At 54.5% G+C, this 15,711-nt stretch carries 15 protein-coding genes and 1 pseudogene; 8 read left to right on the top strand and 8 right to left on the bottom strand.

All coding sequences use genetic code 11. The features are described from left to right. Positions 1–18: 18 nt before the first annotated feature. Both leuE and C1Y43_RS06160 read right to left on the bottom strand, forming a co-directional pair. The gene (leuE, locus tag C1Y43_RS06155; protein WP_058770263.1) at positions 19–657 is read right to left on the bottom strand and encodes a leucine efflux protein LeuE; all 639 of its coding nucleotides are present in this window, start codon (positions 655–657) and stop codon (positions 19–21) included. Between the two features lie 201 nt (positions 658–858). Continuing rightward, on the bottom strand, positions 859–1,740 hold the full coding sequence (locus C1Y43_RS06160) for a LysR family transcriptional regulator (protein ID WP_104187463.1): 882 nt from the start codon (positions 1,738–1,740) through the stop codon (positions 859–861). Positions 1,741–1,863: 123 nt separating this feature from the next. Between C1Y43_RS06160 and C1Y43_RS06165 the strand changes: the two genes are divergently transcribed. Next, positions 1,864–2,718, top strand: a complete 855-nt coding sequence (locus C1Y43_RS06165) for a Vmh family MBL fold metallo-hydrolase (RefSeq protein WP_058759080.1) — start codon at positions 1,864–1,866, stop codon at positions 2,716–2,718. 48 nt (positions 2,719–2,766) lie between these two features. Here the strand turns inward: C1Y43_RS06165 and C1Y43_RS06170 are convergent, their stop codons facing one another. Further along, positions 2,767–3,747 (bottom strand): alpha/beta hydrolase, encoded by a 981-nt coding sequence (locus C1Y43_RS06170; RefSeq protein ID WP_369974302.1) that lies wholly within the window; start codon positions 3,745–3,747, stop codon positions 2,767–2,769. Between the two features lie 342 nt (positions 3,748–4,089). On the opposite strand from C1Y43_RS06170, the gene yddG reads away from it, so the two are divergent. Further along, complete coding sequence (gene yddG / locus C1Y43_RS06175; protein WP_104187465.1) at positions 4,090–5,004, top strand: aromatic amino acid DMT transporter YddG; 915 nt, start codon at positions 4,090–4,092, stop codon at positions 5,002–5,004. 47 nt (positions 5,005–5,051) lie between these two features. On the opposite strand, the gene C1Y43_RS06180 is transcribed toward yddG, so the two are convergent. Next, positions 5,052–6,020, bottom strand: coding sequence for a GlxA family transcriptional regulator (locus C1Y43_RS06180; protein ID WP_104187467.1), 969 nt, complete (start codon positions 6,018–6,020; stop codon positions 5,052–5,054). Positions 6,021–6,132: 112 nt separating this feature from the next. Here C1Y43_RS06180 and C1Y43_RS06185 point away from each other — a divergent pair, with 112 nt between their 5' ends. From C1Y43_RS06185 to C1Y43_RS24075, 3 genes and pseudogenes are all read left to right on the top strand, one after another. Further along, on the top strand, positions 6,133–6,774 hold the full coding sequence (locus tag C1Y43_RS06185) for an HD domain-containing protein (protein ID WP_104187468.1): 642 nt from the start codon (positions 6,133–6,135) through the stop codon (positions 6,772–6,774). A gap of 564 nt (positions 6,775–7,338) precedes the next feature. Continuing rightward, entirely contained in the window at positions 7,339–9,015 is a 1,677-nt protein-coding gene (locus C1Y43_RS06190; protein ID WP_104187470.1) for a DUF4041 domain-containing protein, read from the top strand. Between the two features lie 62 nt (positions 9,016–9,077). Continuing rightward, positions 9,078–9,209, top strand: a pseudogene (locus tag C1Y43_RS24075) (cytochrome c); the annotation flags it as partial. 113 nt (positions 9,210–9,322) lie between these two features. Here C1Y43_RS24075 and C1Y43_RS06200 read toward each other — a convergent pair. The 3 genes from C1Y43_RS06200 to C1Y43_RS06210 form a co-directional block, all read right to left on the bottom strand. Then, on the bottom strand, positions 9,323–10,390 hold the full coding sequence (locus C1Y43_RS06200; RefSeq protein ID WP_104187471.1) for a mechanosensitive ion channel family protein: 1,068 nt from the start codon (positions 10,388–10,390) through the stop codon (positions 9,323–9,325). 417 nt (positions 10,391–10,807) lie between these two features. Beyond that, positions 10,808–11,386: a YceI family protein gene (locus C1Y43_RS06205; RefSeq protein WP_058759072.1), complete on the bottom strand. Its 579-nt coding sequence runs from the start codon at positions 11,384–11,386 to the stop codon at positions 10,808–10,810. Between the two features lie 281 nt (positions 11,387–11,667). Continuing rightward, entirely contained in the window at positions 11,668–12,045 is a 378-nt protein-coding gene (locus C1Y43_RS06210) for a helix-turn-helix domain-containing protein (RefSeq protein WP_104187472.1), read from the bottom strand. A 101-nt stretch (positions 12,046–12,146) separates the two neighbouring features. Between C1Y43_RS06210 and C1Y43_RS06215 the strand changes: the two genes are divergently transcribed. After that, positions 12,147–12,875 carry an SDR family NAD(P)-dependent oxidoreductase gene (locus C1Y43_RS06215; protein WP_104187781.1) on the top strand — a complete coding sequence of 243 codons (729 nt, stop codon included), beginning with the start codon at positions 12,147–12,149 and terminating at the stop codon, positions 12,873–12,875. A gap of 58 nt (positions 12,876–12,933) precedes the next feature. Here C1Y43_RS06215 and C1Y43_RS06220 read toward each other — a convergent pair whose 3' ends face one another. After that, on the bottom strand, positions 12,934–13,713 hold the full coding sequence (locus C1Y43_RS06220) for a MipA/OmpV family protein (RefSeq protein ID WP_104187474.1): 780 nt from the start codon (positions 13,711–13,713) through the stop codon (positions 12,934–12,936). Positions 13,714–13,838: 125 nt separating this feature from the next. Between C1Y43_RS06220 and C1Y43_RS06225 the strand changes: the two genes are divergently transcribed. Further along, a complete protein-coding gene (locus C1Y43_RS06225; RefSeq protein WP_104187476.1) occupies positions 13,839–14,534 on the top strand; it encodes a response regulator transcription factor in 696 nt (231 codons plus the stop codon). Further along, entirely contained in the window at positions 14,531–15,703 is a 1,173-nt protein-coding gene (locus C1Y43_RS06230; RefSeq protein ID WP_058775958.1) for a cell wall metabolism sensor histidine kinase WalK, read from the top strand. Before C1Y43_RS06225 ends, C1Y43_RS06230 begins: the two co-directional genes overlap by 4 nt. The last annotated feature ends 8 nt before the right edge of the window (positions 15,704–15,711 follow it).

Raw genomic sequence — 15,711 nt, forward strand, 5'->3', positions numbered from 1 at the left:
TGGCGCGCGTCAGAAAGGTTAGCTTTGCGCGCTGACTAACCGCACGGCGAAGCCAAAAAACAGCATGCCGGTCAGCATGTTCGCCAGCTTGACCAGGCGGGTGCGGCTGCGCAGATAGCGCACCATCACCGCGCCAGCCACCAGCAACAGGGAATAGTAGCTGAAACTGATCACCTGAATCAGCGCACCCAGGGTGGCAAACGCCGGCGCGGTATGGGTTACGCGCGGATCGATAAACTGAATGAAGAACGAAACGTAAAACAGAATCGCCTTGGGATTGGTTACGCCAAGCAGCAGCGCACGCAGGAAATAGTTTTCCTGTTTTACCGCTTCAGCCGGTTGATCGCCGCTGCGTTTGCGCAGCGCGCCGATGATAATCTTCACGCCGAGATACAGCAGGAACATGGCGCCAAGATAACGCACCACCATAAAAATATGCGGACTGGTACGGATCAGCGTCGCGACGCCCGCCCAGGCGAGGAAAATCAAAATCAAATCGCCCGCCATCACCCCGGCTATCGCCTGACAGGCCGGCTTTGCCCCACGACTCATCCCGGTGCGCAGCACATACAGGCTGTTGGGTCCGGGTAATAGAATGATCACCAGCGCGCCCGCCAGAAAAGTCCAGAGATTGATGATGCCTAAATCGTGAAACATTACGGTGCTACCCCATGCCGTTAAGCAGGTAAAAATGAGTGAAAGTGGAACCCGGCGCGCTGCTCAACTGCCGCGGCGCGGCGCATAGTAGCAGTTGTGCGGTGGATTTGTCGCTTAACGCCACGGTTCAGTATGTCGAAACGGTGTTACGTAACACATACAGTGCGTGACGGGCACCAGTGACGTTGTCACTCTGGTGATTCAAAGCGTTTGCAACTGCTGCATCACCGCATCCAGAAATACCCGTAATACCGCAGGCTGGCGTTCGCGCGACATATACAGGCCATAAATGCCTAAGGTGCGCGGTTGAAAGCCGGGCAGTACGCAACGTAACTGACCGCTGGCGAGCGCAGCCTGTGCCTCCATTGCTGGCACCATGGCAACCCCACAGCCGGCGATAGCGGCATCACATAACACGGATGAAATACCGGCGCTGAAATTGCCGCTCACCACCACGGAAACCGCCTCGCCTTGCGCATCGTGAAACTGCCAGCGCTGCCCGGCAAAGCGGCTGTAGTGCAGGCAATTATGTTGTGCCAGATCCGCTGGCGTCTGCGGTTCGCCCCGCTGCGTTAAATAGGCCGGCGCAGCGCAGACTACCGAAGCACATTCACCCAGCCTGCGGGCAATCGCGCCGGGCTCCGGATCGTCGGTAATGCGAATGGCCACATCGATGCGCTCACCCACCAGGCTAACCGGCTGATTATTGATCTCCAGCTCAATACGCACCGCCGGGTAACGCGCCAGAAACGCCGGAATCATCGGTCCAAGAATATGTGTGGCGGTTGAATGTGCACAGGCCACGCGCAACGTGCCCTGCGGTTTGCCCTCATCGCCCTGCTGCTCTATCTCATCGGCCAGCCGGGCCAGCGCGCGTGTCTTATGCAAAATCTGCTCACCCGCCGGGGTAATGGTCAGCCGCCGTGAAGAACGGTGTAGCAGGCGTGCGCCCGCCCACTTCTCCATTTCATCAAGATAGCGACTGACCATCGGGCGCGAAATATCCAGTGCGCGCGCCGCCGCGCTCAGGCTTCCCAGTTCACAAATCCGGTTAAACACCCGCGCTGCCGTCACTCTGTCCATGCAGGCTCCATCTGATCGTTTTATGCAACTGATCATATCTGATTGCGGGAATTCTGCCAGCTGGCGATTTGCTTACAATAGCGTCTTTCAGTGACGGCACGTTGCCGTAAAAAGGAAGATGCCATGAAGATGAAATCACTCGCGCTGCTGGTCACCTTAGCCGCCGCGCCGGCTTTTGCCGCTCCGTTGCAGTTAGACGTGTATAACCCACAGGAACAGGGAATTTTTCCGGTCTCGTCGACGCTGGTCTCCGGTCCGCATGAAGCGATTCTGTTTGATGCGCAGTTCAGCCCCAAAGATGGTGAAAAGCTGGTGGAACTGATTAAAGCGCGCGGCAAGCAGTTGACCCACATCGTGATCACCTCGGGCGATCCGGATTTCTACTTCGGTCTTGAGCCGCTGGTGCAGGCGTTTCCGCAGGCCAAAATTGTCGCCTCGCCGCTGGTAGTGGAACATATCGAAGCGACCAAAGATGCCAAGCTGCAGTACTGGGGACCGCAGATGAACGGCGCTGCGCCACACCAGCTGTATGTACCGCAGATTACCCACCAGACGCGGTTTAGCGTCGATGGTGAGCGCATCGAGCTGCGCCACGCGGCAGAAAAATCAGCCTACGTGTGGATTCCCTCCAGTAAGGCAATACTCGGTGGCACAGTGGTGGACTCAGGCATTCACGTCTGGACCGCGGACACGCAGACCGCAGCCAGCCGCGCAGAGTGGCGTCAGGTATTGCGAGAAATGCAGCAGTTGAAGCCGCAGGTGGTGATCCCCGGCCACTATCTGGGTGCGCGTCCGGCGGGCGATAAGGCGGTCACCTTTACGCTGGATTATCTGCAAAGTTTTGAGCGGGCGCTGCAACAGCACAAAGGCTCCGCGGCGGTGATTCAGGCAATGAAACAGGCGTGGCCAACCTTAGCGGATGTCAGCTCGCTGGAGCTGAGCGCGAAGGTGAATACCGGTGAGATGAAGTGGAAGTGACGCGAGGATAAATAAACGGGCCAGACGCCGCCGCGCCTGGCCTGAAGCTTACTGCAGATGGGTTTTCAGCTCTTCCGCCGCCTGACGAATCGCAGTGCGGACTGCCGGCACCTCGCTCAGCGGATTGAGCAGACCGTAGTCATGAATCAGACCGTTATAGCGCGTCACGGTGACATCCACACCGGCGGCATCCAGTTTGCGACCAAAGGCTTCACCCTCATCACGCAGCACATCCAGTTCTGCCGTCTGAATCAGCGTTGGCGGTAAGCCCTGCAGCTGCTCTTTCGTGGCGCGCAGCGGCGAAGCGAGGATATTGTCACGCTCGCTCTGTTTGGTGGTGTAGGCGTCCCAGAACCATTTCATCATGTTCCGCGACAGGAAATATCCGTTGGCAAACTGGTGATACGAAGCGGTATCAAAGCGCGCATCGGTTACCGGCCACAGCATGATGTCATAACGAATCGCAGGCGTTTGCTGCTGTTTAGCCTGCAGCGCGACCGCCGCCACCATGTTACCGCCGACGCTGTTACCAACCAGCGCCAGGCGCTTGCCATCGACACCAATTTCACTACCGTGTTCCGCCACCCAGCGTGTCGCCGCATAAGCCTGATTGATGGCCAGCGGATAATGCGCTTCGGGTGACGGCGTATAGTTCACAAACACAGCCGCAGCGCCAGATTCCACCACCAGATCGCGCACCAGACGTTCGTGGGTCGGGAAATCACCGAGGATCCAGCCGCCGCCGTGGAAGAACATAAATACCGGCAGCGTACCCTGTGCACCTTGCGGTTTTACGATATTCAGCTTAATGGGCTGGCCGTTTACCTGAATGGTTTTTTCAGTGACGTCGGCCGGCGGCAGCGTTACGCCCTTCTGCGCATCAATCAGGACCTGGCGCGCCGCCTGCGGTGACAGTTGCTCAATCGGTTTGCCGCCGCTGCTGTTAAGCGCCTGTAAAAATTGCTGCACGTGACGTTCAGGTTGTGGTGCGTCAGCAAAGCTATTAACAGATGCAGTAGCCATCGCCATGGCAAGCAGAGAGTGTTGTAATTTCATGGTGTTACTCCTTTAATATTTTTTGCGATTATATCGCACGCTATTTAAATGATAATGACTTGATGGTCGTGTTCTGAACTGAGACTGAATTTATATAGTGCGCTATTTAATAGCAAGATATTTTTTAGCGAAGATTTACATCACTACTCTATTACACTGATTTTAATCAGAATATTTTTCCAAATTTTTGCCTGCAGGCGGGTTCGCTTTCCGGCCAGTCACATCGGCAACCTGCAGATTCATCTTGTCTGCGTCCCCGCCAGCCGCCACACTGGCGAGCACGCCGCGATTTTTCACACATTGAGGTAACGGGTAATGCCGCAGAGTAAAGCTACCCTGACTGGTCTGCTGGCCATTCTGCTGTGGAGCACGATTGTAGGATTAATAAAAAGCGTCAGTGAAAGTTTTGGTCCGGTAACCGGTGCCGCGCTGATTTACAGCGCCAGCGCCCTGCTGTTGCTGCTCACCGTGGGTTTTCCTGACCTGCGCCAGTTTCCCCGCCGCTATTTGCTGATCGGTAGCCTGCTGTTTGTCTGCTATGAGCTCTGCCTGTCGCTGTCGCTGGGTTTTACTCATAGCGGCCATCAGGCGATTGAAGTCGGCATGGTTAATTACCTGTGGCCGGCGATGACCATCGTTTTAACGGTGATGGTTAACCGGCAAAAGACCAGCCCGTTGATTATTCCCGGCCTCCTGCTGGCCGTCGCCGGTATTTGTCGGGTACTGAGTGGCGATCGGGGATTTTCACTGGGCGAAATGATCGACAACGTGATGGATAATCCGCTCAGTTATGGTCTGGCATTTGGCGGTGCGATGATTTGGGCGGTTTATTGTGTGGTGACAAAAAATAGCGCGAAAGGCAGTAACGGCATCACGCTGTTTTTCATGTTAACTGCGCTGACGCTGTGGCTGAAATCGCTGCTATCACCGCAGCCACCCGTAGTGTTTTCGCTGCAGGCGTGCATCAGCCTGGCACTGGCAGCGATGGCGATGGGGCTTGGCTATGCGGCGTGGAACGTCGGTATTCTGCACGGCAATGTCACGCTGTTAGCCGCAGCATCCTACTTTATCCCTATCATTTCATCGCTGATAGCCGCTTTTATCCTTGACTCCAGCCTGACCTTCTCCTTCTGGCAAGGCACGGCGATGGTTTGTCTCGGTTCGCTGCTCTGCTGGTGGTCAACGCGCAGGGCTACAACGCATAAGCTGGAAAGCAACACGCTGGAATAAGCGGCTGGATGGCGCAGCCGGGCGAGAATGCAGACAGTGGTGCACACTCAGCGCGGCGGCGGGAACATTTTGCGATACAGCGACGGCGTCATGCCGGTCACTTTGACAAACGCGCGGCGCATCACATCGGCACTGTGATAACCGCAGGCCGCCGGGATCGCTTTGAGCGGCAGCTCACCGGCATCCAGCAAAGCCCGCGCGTGGCTGATGCGTGCCTGCTCCAGCCATGCGCCAGGCTGGATCTGCATCTCCTGCTGAAACAGACGCGCTAAATGCCGCGTACTGAGGTGCATGTGCGCCGCCAGGTCTTCCAGCCCGCGAATCTGTGCCAGATGCGCGATTGCCCAACGCTGCATCTCCTGAAAGGCGCTGCGTCCGGCCAGGGACACCTGCTGTTTACGCACAAAATGTCCCTGTGTCACCGGGCGCTGGAAGAACATCACCAGGCTGGCGGCCACCTCCTGCGCCAGCTCGCGCCCGAGATCCTCTTCCACCAGCCGCAGCGCCAGATCCAGTCCGGACGTCACGCCCGCTGCCGTGCGTAATGCACCATCCGCCACATACAGCGCATCGGCTTCGACCTGCGCATCGGGTAGCAGTAATGCCAGCCGTTCCGCACACGCCCAGTGAGTAGTGACTTTCCTGCCGTTCAGCAAACCCGTTTGCGCCAGCAGCAGCGCCCCGGTACACACCGAGCCGTAACGCTGGCTGCGCTGACAGAGCGCGATAATCTGCTGGCGCTCACTGGCGGAAAGCTGCATCTGGCTGGCGTCAGGTGCTCCGGCGACCAGAAAGGTATCGGCGCGATGCTGTGTCGCCGCAGTTAGCGCAACGTTGGCTTCCAGCCGGACACCAGACGAGCAGCGGATGCTGGTGTGCTGCAGCGACATCACGCTGAGCTGATACACCTGACGATGCAGCAGCCGATTTGCCTCGGCAAACACATCCAGCGGCCCGGAAATATCCAGCAACTGGGCGCCGGGAACGGCCAAGAGGGTAATGTGATGGTGAGTCATTGTCTGGCTGTCCGCTTAAATCGCAATGTCAGAAATCATCGTTAAACAGAGATTCATGACATTGTCGCGCGGCTTTATGCTGAACGCAACTTCACTAAGCGGAGACATCACCATGAGTTTTACTCTTAACGGCATTCGTATTCCGGACAGCAAAATGGCGCGCGATGCTACCGCGCTGGTACGTGACATCGAATCGGATCTGTTATTTCATCACTCCAGCCGCGTTTTTTACTGGGGCGCTTTGGCAGGTCAGCGACTGGGGGTCAAAGTGGATGCCGAGCTGCTTTACGTTGGCTGCATGTTTCATGATGTGGGCCTGACGCAACAGCATTGCAGCTGCGATAAGCGCTTTGAAGTCGATGGCGCCAATGCGGCGCGCGATTTTCTGCAACATTACGGGGTTGCCCAGGCGGACATTGATAAAGTGTGGACGGCGATTGCCCTGCACACGACGCCCGGCATTCCGCAATTTATGGCCGGGGAAATCGCCCTGGTGACGGCCGGCGTTGAGATGGATGTGCTGGGTATTGACTATGACCACTTCAGCGATGAGCAACGTGAAGCCGTGGTGCAGCAGCATCCCCGTCCGGCACAGTTTAAAGAAGAAATTATCCAGGCATTTTATGAAGGCATTCAACACAAACCGGCGACGACTTTCGGCAACGTGAAAGCTGACGTCATCGCTGATAAGCAACCGGCATTTCGCCCGATGAATTTTTGCCGGATTATCCGCCAGTCGCGCTGGGCGGGTTAACATGGACAGCGGAGATAGCTCATCGCGAACGGGAGAAATGGCGACGGAAGCGTGCGCTGTGAATCCCGGCAACAAAATTAACTCATCGAACATTGTCAGCAGGGGAGAATTTTCGTTGCTACTATAGTGACGCAACACACAGCTCAAGCGTTGCGACGAGAATTTTTCCTGTAGTTTTTTTGTTATGCCCGCTCTGCGGGCATTTTTTTCCGAAAAATGCACCGTCGCGCTGCTGCCAAACCTCTTACGCCGCAGGTTTCAAACGGCTTGATTCCCCATTCCCCTGCTTCCAGCAATGCCTTTGCGGTCGTCCTTGTACGTTCAGTTAACAGAGGGTCATGCACGGACACGGTGTTAACCAAAGCAATCAATTCATAACAATTCGACCATGCTATAGGTATTTCTTCATTACAATTTCATTAGACTCATCCCCCGGTCGTCCAGAGGCAGGTTCAAACTTTCCACTGTAAATGATATTTTTGAATGTGCTTTTTCAGATATAGAAGTGATAGCATAGTTAGGAAGCACAGCTGTTACAAATTGATAGAGTAAAAGGACTTTGAAATGGAATTATTTTTAGTAGTAGTACTCTTATTAGCACTTCTGGCTCCGGTTTTATCTGTCGTACTTTTCAAAAAAAGCAAAAAATACCGAGAGGAAATAGCTCTTTTAATCTCCGGCAAAAATACGCTTGGCGAAGAATTAGGTGAAACGCAGAAAAAATTAGCTCAGGCTGTACGTGACCACGCAGAACTTGAAGGAAAAGCCACTCCTTTGTGGCAGTATCAGGAATTACACGATGCAGTATTAGATGCGGAAAAAAAGATTAAAACCGCTGACGCTATTGCCAGAGAAAAGCTGGATGACGCGCAAAAACAAGCGGCAAGAGCGGTAAACGAAGCTCACGATCAGGCTGCATTAACAATAAGCAACGCCAATAGCGAAGCTGTCGCTATCACCCAGGATGCGCGTGATGCTCGCTTGAAAGCCAAAGAACGACTCGATAACGCGAATAGTAAAGCGGATGAGCTGATCTCCAACGCAAATGATAATGCGATGAAAATAATCGCAGATGCAGAGATACGTGCAATGGAAATAGCTGGCTCCGCATATGAAGCGAAAGAGTTTGCAGAGACCTATCAGGCTGTCGCCAGGTCAATGAAAAATAAAATTGAAGGGTACGGCGATGAATGGATAGTGCCAAACCGAAGCGTTTTGGACGAACTGGCAGAGAATTATGAATTTACGGATGCAGGAAAAGAACTGCAAAAAGCCAGAGAGTTAACTAAGTCTCTTATCAAAACGAACAAAGCGGCAAGCTGTGATTACGTCGAACCAAACAGAAGAAACACCGCCATCAAATTCGTACTGGATGCTTTCAATGGAAAAGTCGACAGTACCCTCTCAAAAATTAAACACAACAATTACGGCAAATTATCCCAGGAAATAAAAGATGCCTTTGAGCTTGTTAATTTTAACGGTTCAGCCTTTAGGTCAGCCAGGATCACTGATATCTGCTTGCAGGCCCGACTCAACGAGCTTAAATGGGGAGTAGCTGTAAATGAAATTATGCTTGAAGAAAGAGAAGAACAAAGACGAATCAAAGAACAGTTGCGTGAAGAAGAAAAGGCGCGTCGCGAGTATGAAAAAGCGATAAAAGAAGCTGAAAAAGAAGAAAAAACAATTCAGCAGGCGATTGATAAAGCAACTAAAGAACTGATGCTCGCAGGCGAAGAACAACGTATAGCCCTCGAACAGAGACTGGCTGAGCTACAAATTAAATACGAAGAAGCTGAAGCCAAAAACCAACGAGCCATTTCTATGGCACAGCAAACACGTTCAGGTCATGTGTATGTGATCAGTAATATCGGCTCGTTTGGAGAAAACGTTTATAAAATTGGGATGACACGCAGACTCGAACCGCTCGACCGGGTTCGTGAACTTGGCGATGCCAGCGTCCCGTTTTCATTCGATGTACATGCAATGATCTACAGTGATGATGCTCCTTCGCTTGAAAACCACCTTCACAAAGTGTTTAACGATAAACAGGTAAACAAAGTCAATTCTCGCAAAGAGTTCTTTAATGTAGGTATTAAAGACATCAAATCCACGATTCAGGAAATGAGCATTGATGTGCATTGGACAATTTCTGCAGAAGCTAAAGAGTACAGAGAGTCTTTAGCCATCGAAAATGAACGCAACACAGCGTTAAAAGAAAGCGAAGAGTTGATTGTTGCATAATGTTTTGTAGCCATGATATGACCTGATGATGATACGTCAGGTCATTGTGAATGTATGAATAAGTGGCGGATCTGGTGACATTCATTCGTAACGGCTGGGGCAATCAGGCACCTGCGGTAACCGCGGATCAGGTGGCAAAACTGCGTAAAGATCTGCCAAAGGCAGCGGAGGCAGATAAGGAAAAGAGTCAGTAAAAACTGACGGAGAAAACGCCCTGTTCAGGGCCCCGATAAGGGCCCTGATAATGACGCCGGATAGCAATGGCAACCTGAGCAATTACCGTGCAATACCCCATCGCCAGCCTTAACTATGTTTTGTCGGCTTCGGTCAGGGTGGCTCTCACCTGCGGCAAACTCTGCGGGTAATTCTGCTGAATGAATTCAATCATTTTCTCGCGGACGTAGCAGCGTAAATCCCATGCCGTCGGTGAGTTCTGCGCGGTCATCAGTAAACGGATGGTCATGGTTTTTTCCGTGGTATCGGTCACCTGCAGTACCTGAGTTTCGCGATCCCAGAGCCGCGTCTCATTGAGGATTTTTTCAAAATGCTCACGCAACGGCGCCAGCGGCATCGAGTAATCAACATAGAGAAACACAGACCCCAATATTTGCGCATTATTTCGCGTCCAGTTCTGAAATGCATTCTCGGTAAAATAGGTGATGGGCAGCACCAGACGGCGTAAATCCCAGATGCGCACCACAACATAGGTCAGATTGATTTCCTCAATCCAGCCCCACTCCTTTTCGACCACCACCGCATCGTCAATTTTTATCGGTTGGGTGAAAGCAATCTGAATGCCGGCAAACAGATTCACCAGCGACTTTTGCAAAGCGAAACCAATAATAATACCGGCGACACCGGCACCCGCGAGGATGGTGGTGCCGAATTTACGTACACCGGGGAAGTTGAGCAGAATTAAACTCAGGCAAAACAGTACCAGGATGACGATAGCCACTTTTTTAACATAGATTAATTGCGTACGAATTTTACGCGCGCGCAGGTTGTTCGACAGGTTGATATCATAGCGAATAAATAACATATCCTGCGCTACGTTAATCAGGCGAATCAAAATGGAACAGAACGATAAGATGATAAAGATATTAAGCGTGGTGGCGATAAAGCTCAGTGAGCCAGGATCAAGATGCACATAATTCATCCCCATATTGATCAGCAGTAATGGAATGAATAAAAATAACGATCCCCGCAGATGCTTTTCCAGCGATTTAAACAGCTTGCGATCGCGGCTTTGCCAGTAGCGAATAAACCTGAGAAGAATAAAGCGGGCCAGAAAACCCAGCAGTAGCGAGAGTGTGACGAGCAATACAGCAGGTACCCATGTCGGCGCACCAGATAACTCACCTAGAAGTAATGGCATGATATTCCCTTCTGTTCAGCTAACAACCGTGGTTGTCAGATAAGTCACCAAAATCAGTAACCGTTATCGTGCCGGTTATCTGCTAAACCCATGATTTCGCACTTCAGTGGGTAAAAATATAGTTCACTGGCCGCTGTTAGCAGGGGAAAAACCCTTCAGGTCATCGGGTGCTCTGCTGGCGATCATCGCAAGGTTATGAATTGGTGGTTTTTTTCGGCTTTATTGCTAAAGGTCTGAAATTTCAGGCAGGTGATGAGGCAAAGCGTCAGAGGGTGCTGACGAGAAATGCGCTGACAGGCAGTGATGCTGCGTCCGGGGAAGAAGTACAGACAACCTGTTGCGCCAGCTCGCGCTGACCACGCGCATAGCGCAGCAGGTTGATGCAGAGAAAAAGCGCGCGATTAAGCGCGCAATGCCTTATTTGGCGTACGCCTCGGTAGAGAGCGTAATCGTCACTTCGTCGCCCACGGCCGGAACATATTTATCGATTTTAAAATCCGAGCGTTTGATGACGCCGGTGGCATCAAAACCGATCGCCTGCTTTTTAACCATAGGATGCATATCCTGCTTGTTCAGCGTGGCATGCAGCACAACCGGCTTAGTGATCCCTTTGATGGTTAAATTACCCTGCACATCATATTTATTATCGCCTTTACTTTCCACATGGGTGCTGTGGAAGGTGGCCTGAGGATATTTTTTAACGTCAAAATACTCATTACCCAAAAACTCTTTGGTCAGCGCTGGCACATGCGTGTCAATCGTTTTTAACGGCAGGGTCACATTAACCTGTGACTTTTCCGGGTTTTCTTTATCAAAAGCCAGCTGACCGGAAACATCAGAAATATCAGCAGTCGGATGAGAGAAACCAAAGTGATTCCATGCGATCACCACGGAAGTATGTTGCGGGTCAAGGTTATATTCCGTCGCTGCGGCATGTGACAGGGGAACATATAATGCCACCAGAGAAAGCAGCGCCGTTTTTTTCAAAAATTTCATGGAAACATCCTCAAATAATCAAGTGCTAATACTGTAGCGCAAACCTGCTAAGGTGTTATTGAAATCATTTGTTTTACCCATTCAAAATTTTTAACCGTTTTTTCCCGCAAGCAAATAATAACGCAGCGTGAAATTTACTGAAATGACGTAATTAAATTCCGGCGAGTCGAATTTAATAATTCCGTTTTTATGTAGACTAATTTAGCGGCGAGGAGAAGAACGGCAAACCATGTTGAGCATGCGATTAACAGACCGCCTGAATAGCCGGCGGCCGCCACGCTTTATTCTTCGCTGGCACGACGTTGATCATAGACAACCTGTGCCTTTTCAATCGCGTCGCCCTGCTCTCTGGCCCACTTCACCAGCGCAACAAACGGATCCTGCAACGTCTGGCCCAGCGGCGTAATGGCATATTCCACCGCCACCGGGGACGAGGCGATCACGCGGCGGCTGATCAGGCCGTTACGCTCCAGCCGGCGCAACGCCTCCGTCAGTGCCTTGTGGGTAATCGGATCAAGACGGCGCTTGATCGCGTTAAAGCGCGCGGGTTCAGTGCACAGCACGGTCAGAATTAATACCGACCACTTATTGGCGACCTGTTCCAGGATTGGACGGGTGCTGTTGACCTCTGCCAGCAGCGCCGCGATATCAGTCGGCATGGGGTTTCCTTATGTATATCTAATGTAGATAAGGTGCGTAATTGACACTAAATATACGAAATGTATCATCAGCCGTCTACCCCTCTCATTCTGGAGCAGCCATCATGAAACTCGAAGGAAAAGTCGCGCTGGTGACCGGCGGCGGCAGTGGTATCGGCCTCGCCATCGCGCGCCGTTTTGTGCAGGAAGGTGCCCACGTTTTCATCACCGGGCGACGCGAAGCGCTGCTGGCCGAAGCCGTCACGCTGACTGGCGGCCGCATTGAGGCGATAGCAGGCGACCTCACCAGCGCAGACGATGTTGCCCGTCTGTTTGACACCGTGCAGGCCCGCGCCGGACGTCTCGATATTCTGGTGAACTCCTCTGGCGTGGCTGAACCCGCCAGCCTCGAAGAGACCAGCGCAGAGCACTTTGACCGCACGTTCGGCCTCAACGTGCGTGCCATGGTATTCACCGTACAGCATGCGGTGAAGCACATGACGGAAGGCGGTGCCATCGTGCTGGTGGGCTCGATTGCGGGCAGCATGGCCAATCCTGGCTATGGCGCTTATTCGGCCAGCAAAGCCGCGGTGCGCGCCTATGCCCGCACCTGGAGCAGCGAACTGGCACCGCGCGGCATTCGCGTCAACACGCTCAGTCCTGGCCCGACGGACACGCCGATGTTTGACCAGGTCAGCGACGAGGTACGACAGACATTCAGCGCGCAGATACCGGCCAAACGCCTCGGCCATCCTGACGAAGTTGCGGCGGCCGCCCTGTTCCTCGTATCGGACGAAAGTGTTTATATTACCGGCAGCGAACTGGTGATTGATGGCGGCATGTCCGCGTAGTGGTTGTCGTGCTGCACAGCGCGCCTGCCGGGCGTTGTGCAGCCACCGATAACGTTTCTCAGAAGGTATAGCTAAAGCCGACCGTGCCGGTGACCTGATCGCGCCGGGACACGATCGGGCTGTCCGCGGCGCGATCGCCCAGCCAGCTGTAACCCGCGCTGACCAGCGTGCCCCAGTGGGCATCAAACTGGTGGCTCCAGGTGAGCGTAGTCGCAACACCGTAGAAGCCGCCGCCGGAATCGTAGCGCGAGAACCGGCTGCGCCTGCTCTGGACATCGCTCACGCCATACCAGGTATTCATATAACGCGCATCGCCAAACAGCGCCGCCGTCTGCAGTGCAACGGTATCGCTGTCGCGCTGGAGGGGCACCAGCGTAACGGATGCCTGATAGTTCACGCCCTGATCATCGCTGAGCGGCAGCACCGCTTTGCCCTCTGCGCTCAGCCACGGTGTGAGCTGCCAGCCCAGCGCCAGTGCAGTGTTCACCGTCGCACTGATGTTTCCCATGCCTTGCAGCCGGCTGGCGCCGTCCCGCCACGTCGAATCTTTATCGCTTCGGCCCAGGCCATAACCCAGCGTGTGTTCCAGATAAACCCCGCTGTCGCTCTGCAGGTCATAACCAATGCCTTTCTGGGCATCAGCAAAAAATGCGCCGTCTCTGGCCTGGAAAATCGGTACCGGCTGCACCCGTGTTTTATTCGATCCGCTGTAGCGTGGCGCGAATTGCGCCCCCGCGCCGAGCGTCAGGCTGGTCTGTGCGTCGCCATCCGCCCTGGCGGCAGCGGAAATCATGAGTAGCAGATGGGTCATGTACATCAGCGTTTTTCTGGTTATCATCGTGTCACCTCTTTATCGGTCCGTTTACCGCCCCTTGCCCGGGCAGCCGCAGCGCGAAGCCGAAGTATCCCGGGGCTGTGTCAACAAACAGCCAGGGATTTATGAAGAAACTGTCAAGGTGAGTTATGCAGACCAAAAATATCCTGATTATTGAGGACGACGCTGACGCGGCTGAGGTGCTGGAGGCCTATCTGCTACGGGAAAATTATGCGGTGCGTGTTGCCGCGGATGGCCTGAGCGGACTTGAGCTGGCCCTGCGCTGGCAGCCCGCTCTGATTTTGCTTGATGTGATGCTGCCCGGCCTGAACGGCACCGAGGTGCTGGCAAAACTCCGGCGCAGCAGCGAGGTGCCGGTGATTATGGTCACGGCCATGGGCGATACGCCCGATCGCATCGGTGCCCTGCGCTACGGCGCGGATGATTATGTGGTCAAGCCTTATCATCCCGGCGAAGTGGTAGCACGCGTGCAGGCAGTGCTGCGGCGCAGCGCGGTAAAAACGCCGCAGGAAGAGATCCTGCGCTGGCAGGGGCTGGAGGTGAACAGCGGCGCGATGACGGTTACCGTCACGCAGGCCTCCGGTAACGTGCTTTGCGTTGATACCACGCCAACCGAATTCACGCTGCTGGTCACGCTGATGCGCGCACCGGTGCGCGCGCTGAGCCGCCCGTTTTTGCTGGAGCAGTGTATGCCGGACAGCGACGCGCTGGAGCGGGTGATTGATACCCACGTGTATAACCTGCGCAAAAAGCTGGAAGCGGCCGGTATGGCGGGCGTGCTGCTCAACGTGCGCGGCGTAGGCTACCGGTTCCGCCAGCCATGACAGAAAAATCCCCACAAACGCTCTGGCGCTGGCTTTGTCTGCGCATTCTGACGCTGGCTATCGGTACCGTGGTACTGATTGCTTTGTGCATGTGGCTGCGCTTCACGGTGCAGTACCTGTGGATCACGCACCATATGCCGCCGGCGGTTCTGCATGAATTTCTCGCCCTGCGTGCACATCCGGAACGCGATCCCGCGCGCTTTCACCAGATCATCGATAGCTGGTGGGGCATACGCTACTCCGATCCGTCCATTGCTTCCTCGGACTGGATCACCGTCGGCATCCTGGTGCTGGTGACCATTCCGTTTATTGCCTATTTCGGGCTGCGTCACGCGCGCCCGCTTTCTGCACAGTTCAGCCAGCTCAGACGAGCGGCAGACCAGGTGACCGCAGGCGATTTCGGTGCGCAGGCGGCGTTAACGCCGGCAGCGCCCGCCGAACTGGCGCAGTTCGCGCACAACTTCAACGCGATGACGCGCCAGCTGGCGCGTTACGACAAAGAGCTGCGTACGTCGCATGTCGCCATGGCGCATGAGCTGCGGTCGCCGCTCAACGCCGCCATGGTGCGTCTGCAGGCGCTGCTTGATGGCGTGTTCAGCGCTGACTCACGTCAGCTCGCCCTGATCATGGCGCAGCTCAGTTGTCTGCACCGGCTGATCGATGAGCTGCATCTGCTGTCACTGGCGGATGCCGGCCAGCTCACGCTGGAGAAAGTCCGCTGCAACCCGGCCGATATCCTGCGCGAGCGCCTGCAGTGGATCAAACCGCAGCTGGATGAAGCGCGCATCAGCACCGGGGTAGCGCTGGCTGAAGAGACATTGCTGCCGGTCGATCCGTTCCGTCTCGGACAGGTTTTCACCATCCTGCTGGAAAACGCCCTGCGCTATGCCGGAAGCGGCAGCCAGCTGCAGCTGCGCACGCGCAACACCGTTGATCATTACGAAATCATCGTGCAGGACAGCGGCCCGGGCGTTCCTGCGGCGTTTCTGGCGTTGATGTTTGAGCGCTTTGCGCGCGGTGAGGCGTCACGCGCCCGCCACTCGGGCGGCAGCGGGCTGGGCCTGTCGATTGCGCGGGCGATTTGCCAGGCGCACGGCGGCACGATTAATGCCACGCTGCCGGCAACGGGAGGCTTGCAGGTACAGATTTTGTTGCCGCGCAACGCCTGACGTTGTTG

This window comes from Pantoea sp. ICBG 828 (assembly GCF_002928355.1).
GTDB lineage: Bacteria > Pseudomonadota > Gammaproteobacteria > Enterobacterales > Enterobacteriaceae > Pantoea > Pantoea dispersa.

Coding starts and splice junctions, on each gene's coding strand:
- leuE (WP_058770263.1), bottom strand. CDS start 657: ATGTTTCACGATTTAGGCATCATCAATCTCTGGACTTTTCTGGCGGGC.
- C1Y43_RS06160 (WP_104187463.1), bottom strand. CDS start 1,740: ATGGACAGAGTGACGGCAGCGCGGGTGTTTAACCGGATTTGTGAACTG.
- C1Y43_RS06165 (WP_058759080.1), top strand. CDS start 1,864: ATGAAGATGAAATCACTCGCGCTGCTGGTCACCTTAGCCGCCGCGCCG.
- C1Y43_RS06170 (WP_369974302.1), bottom strand. CDS start 3,747: ATGGCGATGGCTACTGCATCTGTTAATAGCTTTGCTGACGCACCACAA.
- yddG (WP_104187465.1), top strand. CDS start 4,090: ATGCCGCAGAGTAAAGCTACCCTGACTGGTCTGCTGGCCATTCTGCTG.
- C1Y43_RS06180 (WP_104187467.1), bottom strand. CDS start 6,020: ATGACTCACCATCACATTACCCTCTTGGCCGTTCCCGGCGCCCAGTTG.
- C1Y43_RS06185 (WP_104187468.1), top strand. CDS start 6,133: ATGAGTTTTACTCTTAACGGCATTCGTATTCCGGACAGCAAAATGGCG.
- C1Y43_RS06190 (WP_104187470.1), top strand. CDS start 7,339: ATGGAATTATTTTTAGTAGTAGTACTCTTATTAGCACTTCTGGCTCCG.
- C1Y43_RS06200 (WP_104187471.1), bottom strand. CDS start 10,390: ATGCCATTACTTCTAGGTGAGTTATCTGGTGCGCCGACATGGGTACCT.
- C1Y43_RS06205 (WP_058759072.1), bottom strand. CDS start 11,386: ATGAAATTTTTGAAAAAAACGGCGCTGCTTTCTCTGGTGGCATTATAT.
- C1Y43_RS06210 (WP_104187472.1), bottom strand. CDS start 12,045: ATGCCGACTGATATCGCGGCGCTGCTGGCAGAGGTCAACAGCACCCGT.
- C1Y43_RS06220 (WP_104187474.1), bottom strand. CDS start 13,713: ATGATAACCAGAAAAACGCTGATGTACATGACCCATCTGCTACTCATG.
- C1Y43_RS06225 (WP_104187476.1), top strand. CDS start 13,839: ATGCAGACCAAAAATATCCTGATTATTGAGGACGACGCTGACGCGGCT.
- C1Y43_RS06230 (WP_058775958.1), top strand. CDS start 14,531: ATGACAGAAAAATCCCCACAAACGCTCTGGCGCTGGCTTTGTCTGCGC.